Annotated in this window: 18 protein-coding genes and 1 pseudogene; 11 read left to right on the top strand and 8 right to left on the bottom strand. The window is 73.2% G+C overall.

From position 1 onward, the window contains the following. The first annotated feature begins 52 nt into the window (after positions 1-52). Both ABT095_RS01580 and ABT095_RS01585 read left to right on the top strand, forming a co-directional pair. Positions 53-1,300: a glycosyltransferase gene (locus tag ABT095_RS01580; protein ID WP_350527202.1), complete on the top strand. Its 1,248-nt coding sequence runs from the start codon at positions 53-55 to the stop codon at positions 1,298-1,300. Positions 1,301-1,605: 305 nt separating this feature from the next. After that, positions 1,606-1,818 (top strand): annotated as a pseudogene (locus ABT095_RS01585) (hypothetical protein); the annotation flags it as partial. Here ABT095_RS01585 and ABT095_RS01590 read toward each other — a convergent pair. Next, positions 1,745-2,464: a DinB family protein gene (locus tag ABT095_RS01590; RefSeq protein ID WP_350527203.1), complete on the bottom strand. Its 720-nt coding sequence runs from the start codon at positions 2,462-2,464 to the stop codon at positions 1,745-1,747. The pseudogene ABT095_RS01585 and the gene ABT095_RS01590 sit on opposite strands and share 74 nt — an antisense overlap. A 118-nt stretch (positions 2,465-2,582) precedes the next feature. On the opposite strand from ABT095_RS01590, the gene ABT095_RS01595 reads away from it, so the two are divergent. Together ABT095_RS01595 and ABT095_RS01600 are read left to right on the top strand one after the other, a co-directional pair. Further along, positions 2,583-3,479, top strand: coding sequence for a transposase family protein (locus ABT095_RS01595; protein ID WP_350527204.1), 897 nt, complete (start codon positions 2,583-2,585; stop codon positions 3,477-3,479). Further along, positions 3,410-4,081 carry a TVP38/TMEM64 family protein gene (locus ABT095_RS01600; RefSeq protein ID WP_350527205.1) on the top strand — a complete coding sequence of 224 codons (672 nt, stop codon included), beginning with the start codon at positions 3,410-3,412 and terminating at the stop codon, positions 4,079-4,081. Before ABT095_RS01595 ends, ABT095_RS01600 begins: the two co-directional genes overlap by 70 nt. On the opposite strand, the gene trpS is transcribed toward ABT095_RS01600, so the two are convergent. The 3 genes from trpS to ABT095_RS01615 form a co-directional block, all read right to left on the bottom strand. Further along, positions 4,072-5,190, bottom strand: coding sequence for a tryptophan--tRNA ligase (gene trpS / locus ABT095_RS01605; protein WP_350527206.1), 1,119 nt, complete (start codon positions 5,188-5,190; stop codon positions 4,072-4,074). The genes ABT095_RS01600 and trpS overlap by 10 nt on opposite strands. A gap of 236 nt (positions 5,191-5,426) precedes the next feature. Further along, positions 5,427-5,858, bottom strand: coding sequence for a VOC family protein (locus tag ABT095_RS01610; RefSeq protein ID WP_350527207.1), 432 nt, complete (start codon positions 5,856-5,858; stop codon positions 5,427-5,429). Positions 5,859-6,221: 363 nt separating this feature from the next. Continuing rightward, complete coding sequence (locus ABT095_RS01615) at positions 6,222-6,758, bottom strand: hypothetical protein (protein ID WP_350527208.1); 537 nt, start codon at positions 6,756-6,758, stop codon at positions 6,222-6,224. A gap of 494 nt (positions 6,759-7,252) precedes the next feature. Here ABT095_RS01615 and ABT095_RS01620 point away from each other — a divergent pair, with 494 nt between their 5' ends. Then, a complete protein-coding gene (locus tag ABT095_RS01620) occupies positions 7,253-7,702 on the top strand; it encodes an SSI family serine proteinase inhibitor (protein WP_350527209.1) in 450 nt (149 codons plus the stop codon). 28 nt (positions 7,703-7,730) lie between these two features. Here the strand turns inward: ABT095_RS01620 and ABT095_RS01625 are convergent, their stop codons facing one another. The 4 genes from ABT095_RS01625 to ABT095_RS01640 all read right to left on the bottom strand — a co-directional run bounded on the left by ABT095_RS01625 (position 7,731) and on the right by ABT095_RS01640 (position 11,665). After that, on the bottom strand, positions 7,731-8,396 hold the full coding sequence (locus tag ABT095_RS01625) for an ABC transporter ATP-binding protein (RefSeq protein ID WP_350527210.1): 666 nt from the start codon (positions 8,394-8,396) through the stop codon (positions 7,731-7,733). A gap of 142 nt (positions 8,397-8,538) precedes the next feature. After that, positions 8,539-9,255, bottom strand: coding sequence for an ABC transporter ATP-binding protein (locus ABT095_RS01630; RefSeq protein WP_350527211.1), 717 nt, complete (start codon positions 9,253-9,255; stop codon positions 8,539-8,541). Next, positions 9,252-11,153, bottom strand: a complete 1,902-nt coding sequence (locus tag ABT095_RS01635; RefSeq protein WP_350527212.1) for an ABC transporter permease subunit — start codon at positions 11,151-11,153, stop codon at positions 9,252-9,254. The genes ABT095_RS01630 and ABT095_RS01635 overlap by 4 nt, the downstream gene beginning before the upstream one ends. Beyond that, positions 11,150-11,665 carry a hypothetical protein gene (locus tag ABT095_RS01640; protein WP_350527213.1) on the bottom strand — a complete coding sequence of 172 codons (516 nt, stop codon included), beginning with the start codon at positions 11,663-11,665 and terminating at the stop codon, positions 11,150-11,152. Before ABT095_RS01640 ends, ABT095_RS01635 begins: the two co-directional genes overlap by 4 nt. 147 nt (positions 11,666-11,812) lie before the next feature. On the opposite strand from ABT095_RS01640, the gene ABT095_RS01645 reads away from it, so the two are divergent. The 6 genes from ABT095_RS01645 to ABT095_RS01670 all read left to right on the top strand — a co-directional run bounded on the left by ABT095_RS01645 (position 11,813) and on the right by ABT095_RS01670 (position 17,125). After that, entirely contained in the window at positions 11,813-12,373 is a 561-nt protein-coding gene (locus ABT095_RS01645; RefSeq protein WP_350527214.1) for an MTB12 C-terminal domain-containing protein, read from the top strand. Between the two features lie 8 nt (positions 12,374-12,381). After that, entirely contained in the window at positions 12,382-13,659 is a 1,278-nt protein-coding gene (locus tag ABT095_RS01650; protein WP_350527215.1) for an ABC transporter substrate-binding protein, read from the top strand. Positions 13,660-13,711: 52 nt separating this feature from the next. Further along, positions 13,712-14,224, top strand: a complete 513-nt coding sequence (locus tag ABT095_RS01655) for a DinB family protein (RefSeq protein ID WP_350527216.1) — start codon at positions 13,712-13,714, stop codon at positions 14,222-14,224. Between the two features lie 294 nt (positions 14,225-14,518). Next, positions 14,519-14,920: a cell division protein SepF gene (locus ABT095_RS01660; RefSeq protein WP_350527217.1), complete on the top strand. Its 402-nt coding sequence runs from the start codon at positions 14,519-14,521 to the stop codon at positions 14,918-14,920. Positions 14,921-15,059: 139 nt separating this feature from the next. Next, positions 15,060-15,611, top strand: coding sequence for a TetR/AcrR family transcriptional regulator (locus ABT095_RS01665; RefSeq protein ID WP_350527218.1), 552 nt, complete (start codon positions 15,060-15,062; stop codon positions 15,609-15,611). Beyond that, positions 15,608-17,125 (top strand): MFS transporter, encoded by a 1,518-nt coding sequence (locus ABT095_RS01670; protein WP_350527219.1) that lies wholly within the window; start codon positions 15,608-15,610, stop codon positions 17,123-17,125. Before ABT095_RS01665 ends, ABT095_RS01670 begins: the two co-directional genes overlap by 4 nt. Positions 17,126-17,175 lie beyond the last annotated feature (50 nt).

The following is a 17,175-nucleotide window of genomic DNA, read 5'->3' on the forward strand; positions in this document are numbered from 1 at the left end:
GCGGCCGCGCGTCGCCCTGCCGCGCCACGAGCCGACCGGCCATCATGAAGCCATGAGGGTCGCGTTGATGACAGCGGGTTCGCGCGGCGACGTCGCGCCGTACACCGGGCTCGGGCACCGGCTCGCCCTGGCGGGCCATCAGGTCACCCTGGTGACGCACGAGCGCTTCGGCCCGCTCGCGGCCGCGGCCGGCCTCGCCTTCCACCCGCTCCCGGTCGATCCGCGCGAGCAGCTGGCCTCCGCCCAGGGGCAGGGGCTGCACCGCAGCCGGGGCGGGGTGGGCAAGCTCGCCCGGGTCGTGGCGCTGGCCCGGAGCCTGGTCGGCGACCTCGCCGAGGCGCTGCTGGCGGCCGCGCCCGGGCACGACGTGCTGCTCCTCTCCAGCTCCCTCGCCCCGCTCGGCCACACCATCGCCGAGGGCCTGCGCCTGCCGGGCCTCGGCCTCTACCTCCAGCCGCTCACCGCCACCGCCGAGTTCGCCCCGCCGGTGCTCGGCGCGCACTCCTGGGGGCGGGCGGGCAACCGCTGGGCCGGGCTGGCCGTCAGCGCGGCCGTCGACAGCATCTTCACCGAGGCCGACCGCACCATGCGCACCCGCCTGGGTCTGCCGCCCACCAGCCTCCGCCGCGCCCGCCGGGCCCGCGACCGGCGCGACACCCCCGTCCTGCACGGCTTCAGCGAACTGGTCGTCCCCCGCCCGCACGACTGGCGCCCCGGGCTCAGCCTGGCCGGCTACTGGTGGCCGCACGACCCGCCCGCCGCGGAACTCCCGCCGCGGGTCGCCGACTTCCTCGCCGCCGGACCGCCACCGGTCTTCGTGGGGCTCGGCAGCGCCACCGTCCCCGACCCGGCCGCCGTCAGCCGCACCCTCGTCCGCGCCCTGCGGGCGGCGGGGCTGCGCGGCATCCTGCAGCGGGGCTGGAGCGGGCTGCACGCCGAGGCCGACGATCTGCTGACCGTCGACGACCTGCCGCACAGCCTGCTCTTCCCCGCCACGGCCGCCGTCGTCCACCACGCGGGCGCGGGCACCACGGCGGCGGGCCTGCGCGCCGGAGTCCCGAGCGTGCCGCTCCCGGTCCAGTTCGACGCCGGCTTCTGGGCCGCCCGGCTGACCGCCCTCGGCGTCTCCCCGCAGGCCCTCCCGCTGCGCCGCCTCGACGCCGACTCGCTGGCCGCCGCCCTCCGCGCCGCCACCACCGACCCCGCCTTCACCACCCGCGCCCGCACCCTCGCGGCCCGGCTCGCCGCCGAGGACGGCGCCCTCCCCGTCCTCACCGCCCTGGACCGCCTCCCTGGCTGACCCCGCACCCGGCCCGGCGGAGCAGGTCGCCCCCGCCGCGGTACTCCATTGAGAACTTTTCATCCTGAATGCGCGGGTGGGACGGGGTGGCCTGGGGTCGGTCGGGTGTGATCGCGCCGGTCGTGGGCCGTGATCCGAGGCGCGGCCGGGTTTGGCCGCCGAGATCCACAGCAGGTTCCCGCGCTCGTCGGTGACGGCCAGGAACAGCAGCCCGTGGGCCTTGTGCTTCCCGGAGGAGTCGCGCCGATCCTGTCTACCGGTGCGGCGTCTGGTGCGCACCCGAGCTCGCCGTACACCCGCCGGCCGCCGGCCCTGCCCGGCACCTAGGTCAGGCCCGCCGGATGCTCGAGACGTACCGCGTCCGGCTCTGGGCCCAGCAGCTCGGCACCGCGCGGACGGCCGGTGATGCCCGCATCCGCAAAGATCCTGAGTCCGTAGCCGGCCCTACTCGGCGTCCTGTGCTTCGATCAGGTCGAGGTCGCGGACGCAGAAGCCGTGGTGTTCGAAGGTCTCGTTGAGCACCGTGGCGAGGCACTGCCGTACCAAGCGGCCCCGGGCGTACGGCGGCCAGACATCGTCGTCAGGCACCGGCGCTCGCTCTGCGAGCTGCACGGCGGTGACCTCGTCGAGCCAGGCCTCAAGCTCGGCGGCCTGCGCGTCACGCACGCTCACGATCTCGTCGAGGGTCGGATCGAGCGAGAGGTCAAGCCCGTGCGCTCCACGGTAGGGCTCGACGGTCGTCCCGGTGCCCATCGGTGTGAACAGCTCCGTCGAGCCCAGGCAGCAGCGGCGGAACCACGAGTCGTGGACGAAGACCAGGTGGCGCATCGTCTGCACCGCCGACCACTCGTCGTTCACGCTGCGACGCTCGATGCCGGGCCTGCGGCGGATTCGCTCGATCGTGGCGGCCCAGCCGGCATGGAGCTGACGCGATGCCTCGCGAAGATCGCCAGGGTCCTCGGAGCGGATCAGCACCCGCACCGGATGACGCCGGTCGAGCTCTGCCTCGACGTATTCGCTGACCTCGACACCGTTGACCACGAGGTTGGCGACGAACCCGTCGATCACGGCATCCTGCATGACAACGCCGATCAGGCGTGCCCCGCTCAGATCGCACTCGCGGAACTCCACACCGTGCAGATCCTCGTCCACATATCGCGTCATGCCCCGCATACTAGATCCGAGCACCGACAAGCCGGCCTCCCCGCAACTGAGGGGGTCGGAAGTCGGTGTCGGACCGGCTCGTCGAGCGCAGGGGCCTGCTGCGCGAGCAGGTTCAGGTGTGAACAAGAACTCCCGCGCCGGGGGCGCCGGCTTCCCGGTGTACCAGTCGCGACTGCCCCTGAGCAACGCCACCGTCACGATGGTCGCCGACCTGCTCCGGGGCCGGATGGAAGCGATCGGCAGCCGCTGGGTCCTGGAGGTGATCGGGCTGCTGGCGGCCCGTGCCCCGAGACTGGTCCGTGCCCTTCACGCAATAACCCGATCCGGCGGCGAGGTGGTACTGATCGACGGCACCCTGGTGCGCACCAGACGCCGCACCGGTAGACAGGATCGGCGCGACTCCTCCGGGAAGCACAAGGCCCACGGGCTGCTGTTCCTGGCCGTCACCGACGAGCGCGGGAACCTGCTGTGGATCTCGGCGGCCAGACCCGGCCGCGCCTCGGACCTGACCGCCGCGAGGCACAACAAGATCTGCGCGAAGCTGCGCGCCGCCGGCCTCGGCGCGATCGGGGACCTGGGCTTCACCGCGCTCGACGACGGCCCCAACAATCCGGTGATCATCACCGGGAGGCGCGCCGACGACGAGCACGGCTTCGCCGGCCTCAAGAACCGGCGCATCCTCACCAAGGTCCGGATGAACGCCACCCACGCCACCACGCTGCTGCGCGCTCCTGGTGCTGACCCGCGCCGAGATCACCCGCTGACAGACGATCAAGCGCCGCGATCACGGCCCACGACCGGCGCGATCACACCCGACCGACCCCAGGCCACCCCGTCCCACCCGCGCATTCAGGATGAAAAGTTCTCATTGTATGCAGGCCGGACGGGGAGGCCCGGCGGCCGCCGGCTCGACCTGATCCGTCGGACAGGCCCTATGCTCACCGGGTGCGTACCGACCTCGACCAGCCTGCCGCCGCCCGTCTGCCGTGGCTTCGGCTCGGGCTGCTCGTGCTGATCCTCGCCGCCGCGGCGGGCTCGCTGCTGCTCTGGCGGCCGACCGAGCTGCTGGCCGGCGGTGGCACGGGCCCTTGGCGGCTGCCGGTCTTCGTCGCGGTGTACGCCCTCGGGACGCTGGCCTTCGTGCCCAAGCCCGCGCTCAACGCCGCCGCCGGACTGCTCCTCGGCAGCCGGCTGGGCCTGCCGCTGGCCGTCGCCGGGACGACCCTGGGCGCACTGCTCGCCTTCGGCCTGGGCCGCGCCCTCGGCCGGGACGCCCTGCGGCCGCTGCTCAAGGCCAAGGCGCTCGCCGCCCTCGACCGGCGGCTCACCGACCAGGGCTTCCGCAGCGTACTACTGCTGCGACTGATCCCGGGCATGCCGTTCCAGGCGGCCAACTACGGCGCCGCCTTCTCGGGGGTGCGGGCGCTGCCGTTCACGATCGCGACGGCACTCGGCGTGCTGCCGGGCACCGCCGCGATCGTGATCGCGGGCGCCAACGCGAGCTCGCCGGGCTCACCCGCCTTCCTGGTCTCCACCGGGGTGGTCGCCCTGATGGGTCTGCTCAGCCTGCTCTCGCTGCGCCGCACCGCCCGCCACCGCATCGCCCCTCAGACGTAGACGGCCCCCATCACCGCCCGCACCTCCTGCAGCGTCACCTCGGCGACCGCCCCCGCCCGCTCGTTGCCCTCGCGCAGGATCCGGCGCAGCTCGCCCTTGTCCTGCGCGAACGCCGCCCGCCGGGCCCGCACCGGTGCCAGCCGCTCGTTGACTGCCTCGGTCACCACCCGCTTGAGCGCCGCCGCTCCGCCGTCGCCGATCTCCGCCGCGATCGCGTGCGGATCGGCCTCCCGGCAGAGCGCGGCGAGCAGCACCAGGCTCGCCACCTCGGGGCGGCCGACCGGGTCGTAGGTGATGTGCCGCTCGACATCGGTCCTGGCGCCCCGGATCAGCCTGGCGGTCTCGTCGGCGGTGGCGGACAGCGCGACCGAGTTGGCGCGGCTCTTGCTCATCTTGCCGCCGTCGGTGCCGAGCAGCGACGGGGCGGCGGAGAGCAGCGCGTCCGGCTCCGGGAAGACCGGAGTCGTCGTCCCGTAGCGGTCGTTGAAGCGGCGGGCGATCGTGCGGGTGACCTCCACGTGGGGCAGCTGGTCCTGGCCGACGGGGACGAGGTTGGCCTTGCAGAACAGGATGTCCGCCGCCTGGTGCACGGGGTAGGTGTACATCAGCCCGCTCACCGAGGACTGCCGGGAGTGGGCGATCTCGTCCTTCACGGTGGGGTTGCGGCCGAGCTCGGCCACCGAGACCAGGCTGAGGAAGGGCAGCAGCAGCTGATTGAGCGCGGGGATGGCGCTGTGCGTGAAGACGGTGCTGCGGGCCGGGTCGATGCCGACGGCGAGGTAGTCGAGCAGCAGGTTCTCGACGTGCTCCCCGAGACGGTCGGCCACGTCGCGGTCGGTGATCACCTGGTAGTCGGCGATCACCACGAAGGTCTCCACGCCGAGCTCCTGCAGGCGGACCCGGTTCAGCAGGGTGCCGAAGTAGTGCCCCAGATGCAGCCGACCGGTCGGCCGGTCCCCGGTCAGTACCCGGAACCGGCCGGGCTGACGCCGGATCAGCTCCTCCAGCTCGGCGGTGCGCTGCTGCTCGGCGGCGAGCGGTACGGCGGGGGCGACGGGTCCGGCGGGCGCGGTGGCAGTGACAGTGGTGGTGACGGTGGTGGTGGTCATCAGGATCTCCTGATCCGTGCGAGGTGGGCAGGAAGGCCACCGGACAGCACGGCCCCGCATGATCGGGATCGGAGAATTCCTCACACCCGGGCCGTCCGTCCGAACGGCCCGAGGTCATGCATGCAGAGTGGCCGCTCCTAGGAGGAGCGCCACCAGCTCTGACACGACAGGTGCGACATGCCACCTACCTTAACGTCACTCCGCCGCCCCCTGGCAAGGGCCTTTCGGCTCCCGCCCTACGGCCGGACGTACGGCCTGGTCATGATCTCCATGTTGTGCCCGTCGGGGTCGTCGAAGTAGGCCCCGCGGCCGCCGAACAGGTCGTTGACCTGGCCGGCGGGCCCGCGCCGGTACGGGTCGGCCCAGTAGGTGACCCCGAGCGACTCCAGGCGCGCTATCGCGGCATCGAACCGGTCGTCAGGCACCAGGAAGGCGTAGTGCTGCGACTGGATCGACTCGTCCCGCTTCTCGTAGAAGTCGAGCGTCACGCCGTTGCCCAGCTCGACGGGCACGAAGGGCCCGAACGGGGCTCCGACCACCAGCCCCAGGATCCCGGCGAGGAACTCGGCGGAGCGCTGCCTGTCCCGGGCATAGACGGCGGTGTGGTTCAACTGCACGCGGGAGACGGACAGTTCGGGCTGGTTCAAAATCTGCTGATCGTACGACAAGGGTGGCTGTACCTCCGGTCTCGTGAGCTTCTGGAACGGAGCGCCGCACCACACGCGGGGCCCCGGGAGCTGGGACACGGAGAACAACGGCGGGCTTCTCGCCCGCCCCGGCCTCACGGAGAGACCGGGCAACCCACTCGTGCATGGCCCAAGGCCGACCCGGTAGTCACACGAACGACCCTAGCGACCCTCTGCCTCCGGGTGCAAGGGAGTTCCCGCTCAACTCCCCTGCGGCCGACCGCCGCCGGGTGACCAGCCGGTCATACCGTCACCCACCTCTTCGGGGAAGGCCCCGGTCTCACCCCGAACGCCGTCAGGACCTCCCCGAGAACCGTCCCGGGGGCGGGCACCGAGCGGAGCGGCTCAGAGGTCCATGCCCTCGAACCAGACCACGGGGTGGGCCGGATCCGTCACGCTGTCCACCGTCACGGTGCGGGTGGCGGCGGAGACCTTGTCCGTGTCCTCGATCCTGGCGAGGCCCCACGGCGCATGCAGATGGCACGGGCCGGTACCGGGGCCTTGCGGTGCCGGGGAGCCGGGGGACGCCGTCGGGCCGGCTGTGGTGGCCGTCGGGAACCGACTGGCCGAGAGGAACATCTTGAGGTCGTCCGGCGTGGTGGTGAACCTCAGGGTCAGGTCGCTCTCCCCCTGCAGCCCGCCCGCGTTCGAGGTGAACGTCAGGCCGGTGACGGTGCCGGGCAGCACCAGGTGGAAGTGCATGGTCGCGTCGGCGAGAGAGAGGTTGTTGCCTCTGGTCCCCGCACACACCCGGGGATCGGATACCGCGACCGGCCTGTCCTCCTCATCCCACTCGTCGAACTTCTCCACCGTGTACCAGCCCAGGACGGCCAGCAGCCCCACGACGATCGCCAGGATCGACAGACATCCGTGCTTCTTCATGCCCTGATTCCCCCCTGATCAACATCTCAGCAGGTCACGATAGCCGAGCTCTCGCCACCGACCCGGGGGGGCTGGACCTGCACCCCGAGACCAGAGTCGGCACCGCGGCGAAGGCGACCACGGCCACCACCGTCAACACCCACCCGTCGGCGGCACCGGAACGCGATGGCATCGATCCCTCCCTCCGCACTGCAGGGGAGCACAGACCGACGATGCTCCGGCGGCGGCTCGACGCGACGCTCATGAAATGACCGCGTCAACTGACGGTTCATCAGAAGTTAATGATCAATTACCTGTCAGGAGCTGATCAAGCTCCTCATGATCCGCCTAGTCTGATCTTCGCGCCCCGGGCTGAACCACCGCCCAGGGGTGCGGTTTTGGTGCGCCCAGGGGGCTCCACAACTGCCGCCCGGGAGAGCTCTGCGCTCTCCACCTGCACCGTCTTCATTTCACCAAGTCGCCCGTCACGAACGTACGGCGACATGACGAAAGGCATGACTATGCGTCAGACCATGACCACCGCCGGCACCGTCCTCGCTGCCGCTGCAGCCCTGATCCTCTCGGGCGGGGTGGCCCAGGCGAGCACCGAACGCGTGAGCATGCCCGTCCTGCTGGGCTCGCTACAGCTCGCCAAGACCGACGCCAACGGCGTGACCACCTCGGCCTCGCTGAACTGCGTCCGTGGGATCGACGTCAACGGCCAGACCTACATCAACGGCAACGGGACCGTCACGGACCCCACCGCCGCCTGTCAGGAGCTTGCCGCGGTGAACGGTGACTTCACCCTGCTCAACGTCCACCCCACCTGGCTGCCGACCGCCCAGGTCGCCCCGGTGACCGCTACCGCCACCGGTAACTGGGGCAGCACCTCGGTGAACTACTCGGAGACCTTCAACAACACCTCCGCGCTGACGAAGAAGACCGGCGACGTGTTCATCTTCTGATTCGCTCGGGCAGCCGGCTGACGCCATGTCAGCCGGCTGCCCGCAGATCCACCTCCCCGGGCTCGCCGGACCAGGCGATCCGGCCCCGGCGCAGGACATGGACCAGGCACCGGGGTGGCAGGGAGGCCGGCAGGGTCCGAGCTGTGAGGACCGTGGTGCGGCCTTCGGCGGCCCGGGCCCGCAGGGCTCGGTGGAGACGTGCGGTGTTGGCGGCGGACAGGCCGCGCTCGGGCTCGTCCAGCAGGAGCAGGCGGGGGGCTGCGGACAGGGCGCGGGCCAGGGCGACGAGCTGCTGCTGGCCACCGGAGAGGAGACCTGCCTTTCGGTCGAGAAGGGGCCGAAGCTCGGGGAAGAGCTCCGTCGGATCGGTATCGGACGGGCCTGGCGTGAGCCGGAGGTGGTCGGCCACGGTGAGAGTCGGGAAGACGGCGGAGTCGGACGGGACCAGGGTGAGACCGAGCCGGGCCCGACGGTGGGTGGGCAACCCGCCGATGTCCCGTCCCTCCCAGCGGAGTTGACCGGCAGTCAGCGGCAGCAGACCGGCCATGGTGTGCAGGGTGGTGGTGCGCCCCGATCCGTTGCGCCCCAGCAGGACGGTGGTCCAGCCGGCGGGGACGGGCAGGTCGATGCCGTGCAGGGCCTCCACCGGGCCGTACCCGGCGCGGGCTCCGCACAGTTCGGCCTGGAGGGTCACGGCCCGGCCCGCCGTCGGGGTGTCACAGCAGTCATCAGCGATAGTCCTTTCAGGAACGGAACCCGCAGATCGGCCGTACCCGACCTTGCGTCACCATCCTCGGCCCCCGCCAAGACCCACAACAGCCTGCCAGCACCACTCTTCACCCTCCACCTGGCTGCACCCCCTCGCCTGTACCCAGCACCACCGCGGCCGGCCCCCGCGCCGCCACCCGCCCCGCCGCCAGCAGGTACACCACGTCCGCCAGCGCGCCCACCAGCTCCGTGTCGTGCTCCACCACCAGCAGCGCCAGCCCCTCCGCCGCCAGCGCCCGCAGCACCGTCGCCAGCCGCGCCGCCTCGGCGGCGTCCAACCCCACCGCGGGCTCGTCCAGGAGCAGCACCTCCGGCCCGCCGGCCAGCGCCCGCCCCAGCTCGACCATCCGCAGCGTGCCGGTCCCCAGCTCCGCCGCCCGGCGGTCCCGCACACCCGACAGGCCGAGCAGCTCGAGCAGCGCCCCCGCCGGGGGAACCCACTCCGCGCCCCGCCCGGCCTGCTCGGCCCCCAGCCGCAGGTGCTCGGCCACCGTCAGGCTCGGGAAGACCGCCAGCTGCTGGAAGGTCCGCGCCAGCCCGAGCCGGGCCCGCCGGTGCGGCGGCCACCGGGTGACGTCCCGTCCGCCGAGCAGCACCCGCCCGGCGTCCGGCCGCTCGGCCCCGCTGAGGCAGGCGAAGAGCGTGCTCTTGCCGGCCCCGTTCGGCCCCACCAGCGCCGTGATCCGCCCCGGCTCGGCCACCAGGTCGACCCCGTCCACCGCCCGCACCCCGCCGAACCGCCGCACCACCCCCCGGGCCGTCAGCCGCAGCCCGCCCCGGCTCACCACTGCGCCCCACGCCGCCCCAGGCTCCAGCCCCCGACACCCAGCGCCCGCGCCACCGCCGCCGAAACCGCCCCGCCCACTCCCCCCGGCAGCCGCCCGAGCCCCGCCGCGAGCACCCCGACCACCACCGCCGACACCCCCGGCGCCGTCCCCGCGTCCAGCCCGACCAGCAGCGCGGCGGCCAGCACCGCCCCCGCCGCGCTGTCGGCCCCGGCCACCACCACCGTGGCGAACCAGAGCAGCCCCTGCACCGGGTCGAACACCGCCGCGTCGAAGGCCCGCCCCGCCTGGCCCAGCAGGCCGCCGCCGAGCGCGGCCAGCCCGGCGCCGACGGTGAAGGCGAGCAGCTTCACCCGGGGCACCGCCACCCCGGCGGCCTCCGCACCGGCCGGGTGGTCCCGAACGGCGGCGAGCGCCCGGCCCGTCCGCCCCCGGTGCACGGCACGCACCACCAGCAGCCCGAGGGCCAGCAGCACCAGCTCGAAGCCGTAGAAGGCCCGGTCCCCCGCCAGCCCCGCCGGACGGTCCAGCGTCAGCCCGGCCGTGGCGTACGGCTGCTGGAAGACGAACCGGCTGACCGCCACCCCGACGGCGAAGGTGACCAGCGCGAGCGCGAGCCCGCTGCGGCGGATCGCCGGCCATCCGGTGAGCAGCCCGAGCGGCGCCGTGAGCAGCACGACGAGCAGCAGCGCCCACCCGGCCGGCAGCACGGGCACCCCCGGCACCCGCCCGGACATCAGCAGCGCCGTGCCGAAGGCCCCGAGCCCCGCGTACCCCGACTGGCCGAGTGAGATCTGACCGCCGTAGCCGGTGACCACCACGACGGAGAGCAGCACCAACGCGAGCGCCGGTACCGGCAGCGCCTGCCGCAGCGCGTCCGCCCGCAGGGCGAGCGGCAGCGCGGCCGAGGCCAGGCAGAGCACCTGCCCGGCGGCCCCGACCGAGGCGGGCAGGGCGACCACCGGCCGCACCGGCGGCCGCTCGGCCGGCTCGGCCTGCCCGCCGCCACCGCCCCGGAGCGCCGCGAGCAGCAGCGCGACCACGAACAGGTTGGCCTGCACCGACTGCACCAGCGGGAGCAGCGTGCTGCTGTCCGGCCGGACCCTGGTCAGTTCGCTCTGCAGCACGCCGAGCGCCAGGCCGGTGAGTACGGCCGTCGGCAGTCCGCGCAGCCGCGCGGCCACCGCGACGGCCATCGTCTCCATCACCAGCAGCGGCAGGCCGTAGGGGTCGAGCAGCAGGGACGGCGCGAGCAGCACGCCGACCAGCCCGGCGGTGGCGGAGCCGAAGGCCCAGCCGACGGCGGAGACCCGGTCGGCGTCGACCCCGGCCAGTTCGGCCAGCCGCCGGTTGTCGACCACGGCCCGCAGCTCCCGCCCGAAGGCGGTGAGCCGGCTGACGGCCGATACGCCGAGGGCCAGCAGGACGACCACGGCGAGCTGCAGCGCGGTGTCCAGCCGCAGTTGGTGACCGCCGAACAGGTGCAGCACCCCGGTGGGGGCCAGGGACGGCGCGTCGGCGTGCGGGGTGGGCCCGGCCAGCAGCACGACGGTGCCGACCAGCAGCACGAACACGCCGACGGCCGCCACCATGGTCTCCGCCGGGCCCGCGCCACGCCACTGCAAGGGGCGGAACACCAGCAGGTCGAGCAGCACCCCGGAGGCGGGCGCGACCAGCAGCAGACAGCAGAGGGCGGCCCATCCGACCGGCCAGTGGCGGTCCACCACCAGGTGGCGCAGCAGGTAGGCCGTGGCCATCGCCTGGGCGCCCTGCGCGAGGTTGAGCACCCCGGTCGCCCGGTGGGTGACGACCAGGCCGATCCCGCTCAACGCCGCCGCGCTACCGACCGTCAGCCCGGCCAGCGCCAGATCCACGGCCAGTCCGAAGCCGCCGCTCACCCGTCGCCCTCCCGCGCGCCGGGCCAGGCGTCGGGCCAGGCGTCGGGACCGCCCGGCAGACAGACCGGGCAGGCGCTGCGCCCGTCCGCTGCTGCCAGAACCCGTACGCCGGCCTTCCCCGCCACCAGCGGGCACCCGGCCCGGTGGTACAGCGTGCCCCCGTCCACCCCCACCGGAGCTCCGGGCTCGGCCCCCGCAGGCGGCGTGTCGTCCGCCACCGCCGGCCCGCCCCGAGCGGCCCGACGCACCCCCGCCCCCGCCCCCGGAGAGCCCAGCAGCACCGCCCCCGCCACGATCAGCGCCACGCCCGGCGCCGTAGCCGAGGCCAGGTACGGCAGTTGCCGGGACACCAGCGCCTCGCCGGAGACGCCGTACCAGCCCAGCCCGCACAGCAGCACGCCCACCGCCACCGCCCCGAACCCGGCCCACCCCGCCCAGCCGATCCCGACCACCGGGCCGGCCGCCGGCGCCCGGCCCGCTCCCCCGGAACGCTTGGATTGCGATTCGCCCATTGATCCGCCTTCATGGTGTCACCTGCGACGTTTCCAGAGCGGGCCCCACCCGCGCCCCGGACACACCGGCGGACACCCCGACAGCACCGTTCCGGTGCAGCGCTCGCAGCGCCCCGCGACGCCCGTCGACCCAGCGAGGTACACCCCATGCACACCCTCCCGAACGGCCGATCCACCCGACGGGCCGCAGGAGCGCTGCTCGCCGCCGTCCTGCTCACCTCCGGCGCAGCCGCCTGCAGCAGCGGCAGCAGCAGTTCCAAGAGCTCCCCCAGCTCCTCCGCATCGGCTGGCTCGAGTTCCGGCCCGAGTGCCAGCCCCACCACCGCAAGCCCGAGCGCCACCGCGCCTGCCGACCCCGCCGCCGCCAAGGCCCTGGTCAAGGCCGACTGGGAGAAGTTCTTCGACCCCGCCACCCCGCTCACCGGCAAGGCCGCCCTGCTGCAGAACGGCGACCAACTGCTCCCCCTCCTCCAGGGCTTCTCGCAGGATCCCCGGGTAGGCCAGGTGAAGGCCCAGGTCTCGGACGTCACCTTCACCTCTCCCACCAGCGCGACGGTGACGTACTCGCTCTCCCTGCAGGGCAACGTGGTGCAGCCGAACGCCAGCGGCACGGCGGTGCTCGACAACGGCACCTGGAAGGTCTCCCGCAGCAGTCTCTGCGGCCTGGTCACCCTCAGCGGCGCGACCGCCCTGCCCGGGTGCTCCTGAGAGCCCGGTTGAGGAGGGCGGCCCTGCTGGCCGCCCTCCTCCTGCTGCCGGCCTGCGGCTCCCGCCTCCCGGCGCCCCCGCCGAGCAGCACCGGCACCGCCGAGCTGCGGATCGGCCTCCTCACCTCCCTCACCAGCCCGGTCGGCAGCGAGACCTTCAGCGGCCCGCACTACGGCGCCGAGGCCTTCTTCCGCACCCTCGACGAGCACGGCGGCCTGCACGGACGCACTGTCAGGCTCTTCACCTGCGACGACGGCGGCAGCGGCGCGGGCAACCAGGAGTGCGTGCACCAGCTGATCGACCGTGACCGGGTGCTCGCCCTGGTCGCCACCAGCGTGCTGGACTACGCGGGCGCGCCGTACGTGAGCGCCCAGGGCGTGCCCGACGTCGGCGGGCAGCCGATCGGTACGGCGTACGACCGCTGGCCGCACCTGTACGGGATCTACGGCAGCCACGCCCCGCGCGACGGACACTCGGTGGGCTGGGACGGCACGCTCTACCAGAGCACCGAGGTGTACCGGTTCTTCCGGGAGCGCCTGAAGGCGACCAGCGCCGCCGTGGTGGCCTACAACCAGGCGGACTCGGCCCGCTACGCCGGGCAGCTCGCGCAGGGGCTGCGCGCCGAGGGCTTCCGGGTGCTGACCCAGACGGTGGACTTCGCGCTGCCGGGCTTCCCGGCCGTGGCGGCGGCCCTCAAGGCGGACGGCACCGAGCTGGTCCTCGACGCGATGGACACCCGGGGCAATGTGGCGCTCTGTCAGGCGCTGGACGCCGCCGGGGTACGGCTGACGGCGAAGGTGACCAACGTGCAGAACTGGTCCGAGACCGTCCGGGACGACTACCGCACCGCCCCCGGCTGCCGTTCGGTGCTCTGGGCCACCTCCGCCAGCCGCAACTACGCGGACACCGCGCAGCCCGCCGTCCGGGAGTTCCGGGCGGCGATGGCCCGTTGGTATCCGGACCGGGAGAACCGGCTCTCGGCCTGGGAGCTGGAGGGCTGGGCGGCGGCCCGGTGGCTGGCGGACGCCCTGGCGAGCTGCCCGGAGGACCCGACCCGCGCCTGCGTCGAGCGCTTCCTGAACCGGCCGGACCCGTACGACGCCCACGGCCTGCTGCTGCCCGCCTCCTTCACCCCGCAGCCGCGCCCCGCCGGTCTCACCCGCTCCTGCCTGAACGCCGCCCGCTGGCAGGACGGCGCGGCCGGCGGGCGCGGCGGCTGGGTGACCGAGGTGCCCGACCTCACCACCACCTGCTTCGACGTCCCCCAGCTGCCGTACCGGCCGTGACCACCGGAAAAATCGCTCCCCGGTCGGGCCTGGCTGCGCCAGGATGGCCCGCATGACGACGAATCGGATCGACCCTTCCCTCACCGCCGACGAGCCCACCATGCTCAAGCAGTACCTCGACTACCACCGCGCCACCCTGGCCGCCAAGTGCGAGGGCCTCACCGACGAGCAGCTCAAGCTGCGCCCGCTCGCGCCCTCCGGGCTCTCCCTGCTCGGGCTGGTCCGCCACCTGGCGGAGGTGGAGCGCTGGTGGTTCCTGGAGATCCTCGACGGCCAGGAGTTCGGCGAGGACGGCCTGTACTTCACCAAGGAGGACCAGGACGGCGACTTCAACGGCGTGGACGAGGCCGACGCCGCCGAGGCCTTCACCACCTGGCGCCGCCAGATCGAGCTGGCCGACGCCGCGGCCGCCGGGCTGTCGCTCGATCAGGTCGCCCGCCGCAAGCGCCGTGACGAGGACGTCACGCTCCGTTGGATCATGGTGCACATGATCGAGGAGTACGCCCGTCACAACGGACACGCCGATCTGATCCGCGAGCAGATCGACGGCGCGACCGGCGAGTGACGCCACTCTCTTCCCGGAAGGGTGAATCCGTTACACGTCCGTTGACCAATCGTCAACTGATCATTGATGTACGCCGATAGGGTCTACGCGCGGAACCACCCACCGACCTGCGGCGTCAAAGCTGACATCCGGTTTGTCCCGGATCGCGGCTCGCCACAACTCGTACGGCGGCCGCGAGCGGGCACCGAAGCGGTGATCAATGCGATACTCGGACAGTTCCGACGAGTGGATGACGTGTCAAAAGGACACGGACACCCGGGGGGACGAGTACGGGACGAGGCAGGGAGGCGCGGCATGGGAGCACTTCGCGACGAGCACCACAACGGGTGGCTTATGCCCTCCGGGAACTACCCCGCCGCGGTGTACGACGACCCGTGGGCGACGCAGGCGACGGCTCCGGCCGTTCAGCCGGCGGCGGCACCCGCGCGGATCGTCTCCCTCAAGCCGACCGGCTTCGAGGCGGCCCGCGCGGTCGGCGAGCACATCCGCTCGGCCACCCCGGTGGTCATGGACCTCACCGAGATGACCGACGCCGAGGCCAAGCGGATGGTCGATTTCGCCTCCGGGCTGATCTTCGGCGTCTGCGGCGGGATCGAGCGGATCGCCCGTCGGGTGTTCCTGCTCACCCCGGCGGACGTCGAGGTGACGGTCATCGACCGCCCACTGGACGACAGCGGCTTCTACAACCAGAGCTGACCAGGCTCTGAGCCGGCCCGCCGGGAGCGACACGTCGCTCCCGGCTTTTTGCTGCCCGGAGACCTTGAAGCGATATCTCATCTGAAGACCTCACCTCCAGAATGAGACATCAACGTCTCATCTGATCTACACTCGACCTATGGCTACTGACCGCGACTCCGTCCTCGAGGCTGCCGTCGGCGTGCTCTCCCGCCGCCCGACCGCACACTTGGACGAGATCGCCCGCGCGGCGGGGATCAGCCGCGCCACCCTGCACCGGATCTTCCCGGGCCGCGAGGCCCTGATCCGTGAGGTCGGCGCCACCGGCCTGCGGCGCTTCGCCGCCGCACTGGACACGGCCGAGATCGAGACCGGCGACCCCGAGGCGGCCCTGCGCCGCCTGATCGAGGCCGTCGTGCCCGACGCCGCACTCTGCGCCTTCCTCGCGGGCGAGAACCAGCTCTACGACGACCCGGAGATCAACGAGCTCTGGGAGGTGCAGGACGCCCGCGTGCGCGGGCTCTTCCTGCGCGGGCAGCAGCTGGGGGTGTTCCGGATCGAGCTGTCCGCCGGGTGGCTCAGCGAGGCCTTCTTCGACCTCGTCGCAGGCGTCGGCTGGGCCGTCCAGGACGGCCGCCTCGCCCCCCGTGACAGTGCCTTCTCCCTCGCCGAGCTGCTGCTCGGCGGCGCCCTCCGGAGAAAATCCGAATGATCACCGCCGTCACCACCACCGCCCCGCAGACCGCCCACCCCCGCCGCTGGCTGGGCCTGGCCGTCCTGGTCCTGGCCGTCAGCCTGGTCGCCATCGACGCGACCGTGCTCTCCCTCGCCATCCCCTCGATCAGCGAGACGCTGCGCCCCTCGGGCACCCAGCTGCTCTGGATCGGCGACAGCTACTCCTTCGTGCTGGCCGGCCTGCTCGTCTCGATGGGCGCCCTCAGCGACCGGATCGGCCGCAAGAAACTGCTGCTGATCGGCTCCTCCGCCTTCGGCGCGGCCTCGCTCCTCGCCGCCTACGCGCCGACCCCCGGCTGGCTGATCCTCGCCCGCGCGCTGCTCGGCGTCGCCGGGGCGACCATCATGCCCTCGACCCTCTCGCTGATCCGCGGCCTCTTCCCCGACGACCGCGAGCGGGCCACCGCGATCGGCATCTGGGGCGCGGGCGCCACCGCCGGCGCCGCCCTCGGCCCGCTGGTCGGCGGCGCGCTGCTCGAGCACTTCTGGTGGGGCTCGGTCTTCCTGCTCAACCTGCCGGTGCTCGCCCTGCTCCTGGTGCTCGGCGCCTGGCTGCTGCCCGAGTCGCGTGACCCGAAGCCGGGCCGCTGGGACGTGCTGAGCGTCGCGCTCTCGATGGCCGGTGTGATCGCCGTGGTCTACGCGATCAAGGAAGCCGCCGCGGGCTCGCTCGCCCACTGGTACGTACCCACCGCCTTCGTCCTCGGCTCGGCGGCCCTGGCCCTCTTCGTCCGCCGCCAGCTCCGGCTGCCGACCCCGCTGCTCGACGTCCGGCTGTTCCGCGACCGGCGCTTCACCGCCGCCGCGCTCAGCTCGCTCTGCGCGCTGATCGGGCTCTCCGGCGTGATCTTCTTCATGTCGCAGTACCTGCAGCTGATCCGCGGCTACCAGCCGCTGACCGCCGGCATCGCCGAGCTGCCCGCCTTCGCGGGCGCCGTGATCGGCGGCCTGCTCACCGCCCGGCTGGCCCGACGGGCCGGCACCCGCGCCACGCTGACGGGTGGTCTGCTGGCCATGGGCCTGGGCATCGGGGTGCTCGGCTGGGTGCACCAGGACAGCGCGTACCTGCTGCTCGGCACCGCCTTCCTCGCCGTCGGCGCCGCCGAGGGCGTGGTCTACACGCTGGCCGCCGACCTGGTGCTCACCGCCGCGCCCGCGGACAAGGCCGGCGCCGCCTCGGCCGTCTCCGAGACGGCCTACGAGCTGGGCACGGCGCTGGGCATCGCCCTGGTCGGCTCGGTGGTCACCTCGATCTACGCCGGGGCACTCACCGTCCCGGCCGGGGCGGACCAGGCCGTGGCCGGCCAGGCCAAGGAGTCGATCGGCGGCGCCGTCGAGGCCGCACACACCCTCCCGGCCGAGCTCGGCCGCCCCCTGCTGGCGAGCGCCGAGAGCGCCTTCGTGCACGGCATGAACATCGCGGCCCTGCTCGCCGCCGCCCTGCTGCTGGCCGCCGCCGGCGCCGCCTGGCGCCTGCTGCGCAAGCGCTGACCAGGTGGGGCCCGCCTCCCGCGGGCCCCACCTGCCGTCACTTCAGCGCA

The sequence above is a fragment of the Kitasatospora sp. NPDC002227 genome, assembly GCF_040296285.1.
Taxonomy (GTDB): Bacteria; Actinomycetota; Actinomycetes; order Streptomycetales; family Streptomycetaceae; genus Kitasatospora.

Bases quoted from the DNA above. Each gene is read 5' to 3' on its own strand.
- ABT095_RS01665 (WP_350527218.1), top strand. From the start codon at position 15,060: ATGGCTACTGACCGCGACTCCGTCCTCGAGGCTGCCGTCGGCGTGCTC.
- ABT095_RS01655 (WP_350527216.1), top strand. From the start codon at position 13,712: ATGACGACGAATCGGATCGACCCTTCCCTCACCGCCGACGAGCCCACC.
- ABT095_RS01615 (WP_350527208.1), bottom strand. From the start codon at position 6,758: ATGAAGAAGCACGGATGTCTGTCGATCCTGGCGATCGTCGTGGGGCTG.
- trpS (WP_350527206.1), bottom strand. From the start codon at position 5,190: ATGACCACCACCACCGTCACCACCACTGTCACTGCCACCGCGCCCGCC.
- ABT095_RS01645 (WP_350527214.1), top strand. From the start codon at position 11,813: ATGCACACCCTCCCGAACGGCCGATCCACCCGACGGGCCGCAGGAGCG.
- ABT095_RS01620 (WP_350527209.1), top strand. From the start codon at position 7,253: ATGACTATGCGTCAGACCATGACCACCGCCGGCACCGTCCTCGCTGCC.
- ABT095_RS01670 (WP_350527219.1), top strand. From the start codon at position 15,608: ATGATCACCGCCGTCACCACCACCGCCCCGCAGACCGCCCACCCCCGC.
- ABT095_RS01590 (WP_350527203.1), bottom strand. From the start codon at position 2,464: ATGACGCGATATGTGGACGAGGATCTGCACGGTGTGGAGTTCCGCGAG.
- ABT095_RS01580 (WP_350527202.1), top strand. From the start codon at position 53: ATGAGGGTCGCGTTGATGACAGCGGGTTCGCGCGGCGACGTCGCGCCG.
- ABT095_RS01660 (WP_350527217.1), top strand. From the start codon at position 14,519: ATGGGAGCACTTCGCGACGAGCACCACAACGGGTGGCTTATGCCCTCC.
- ABT095_RS01640 (WP_350527213.1), bottom strand. From the start codon at position 11,665: ATGGGCGAATCGCAATCCAAGCGTTCCGGGGGAGCGGGCCGGGCGCCG.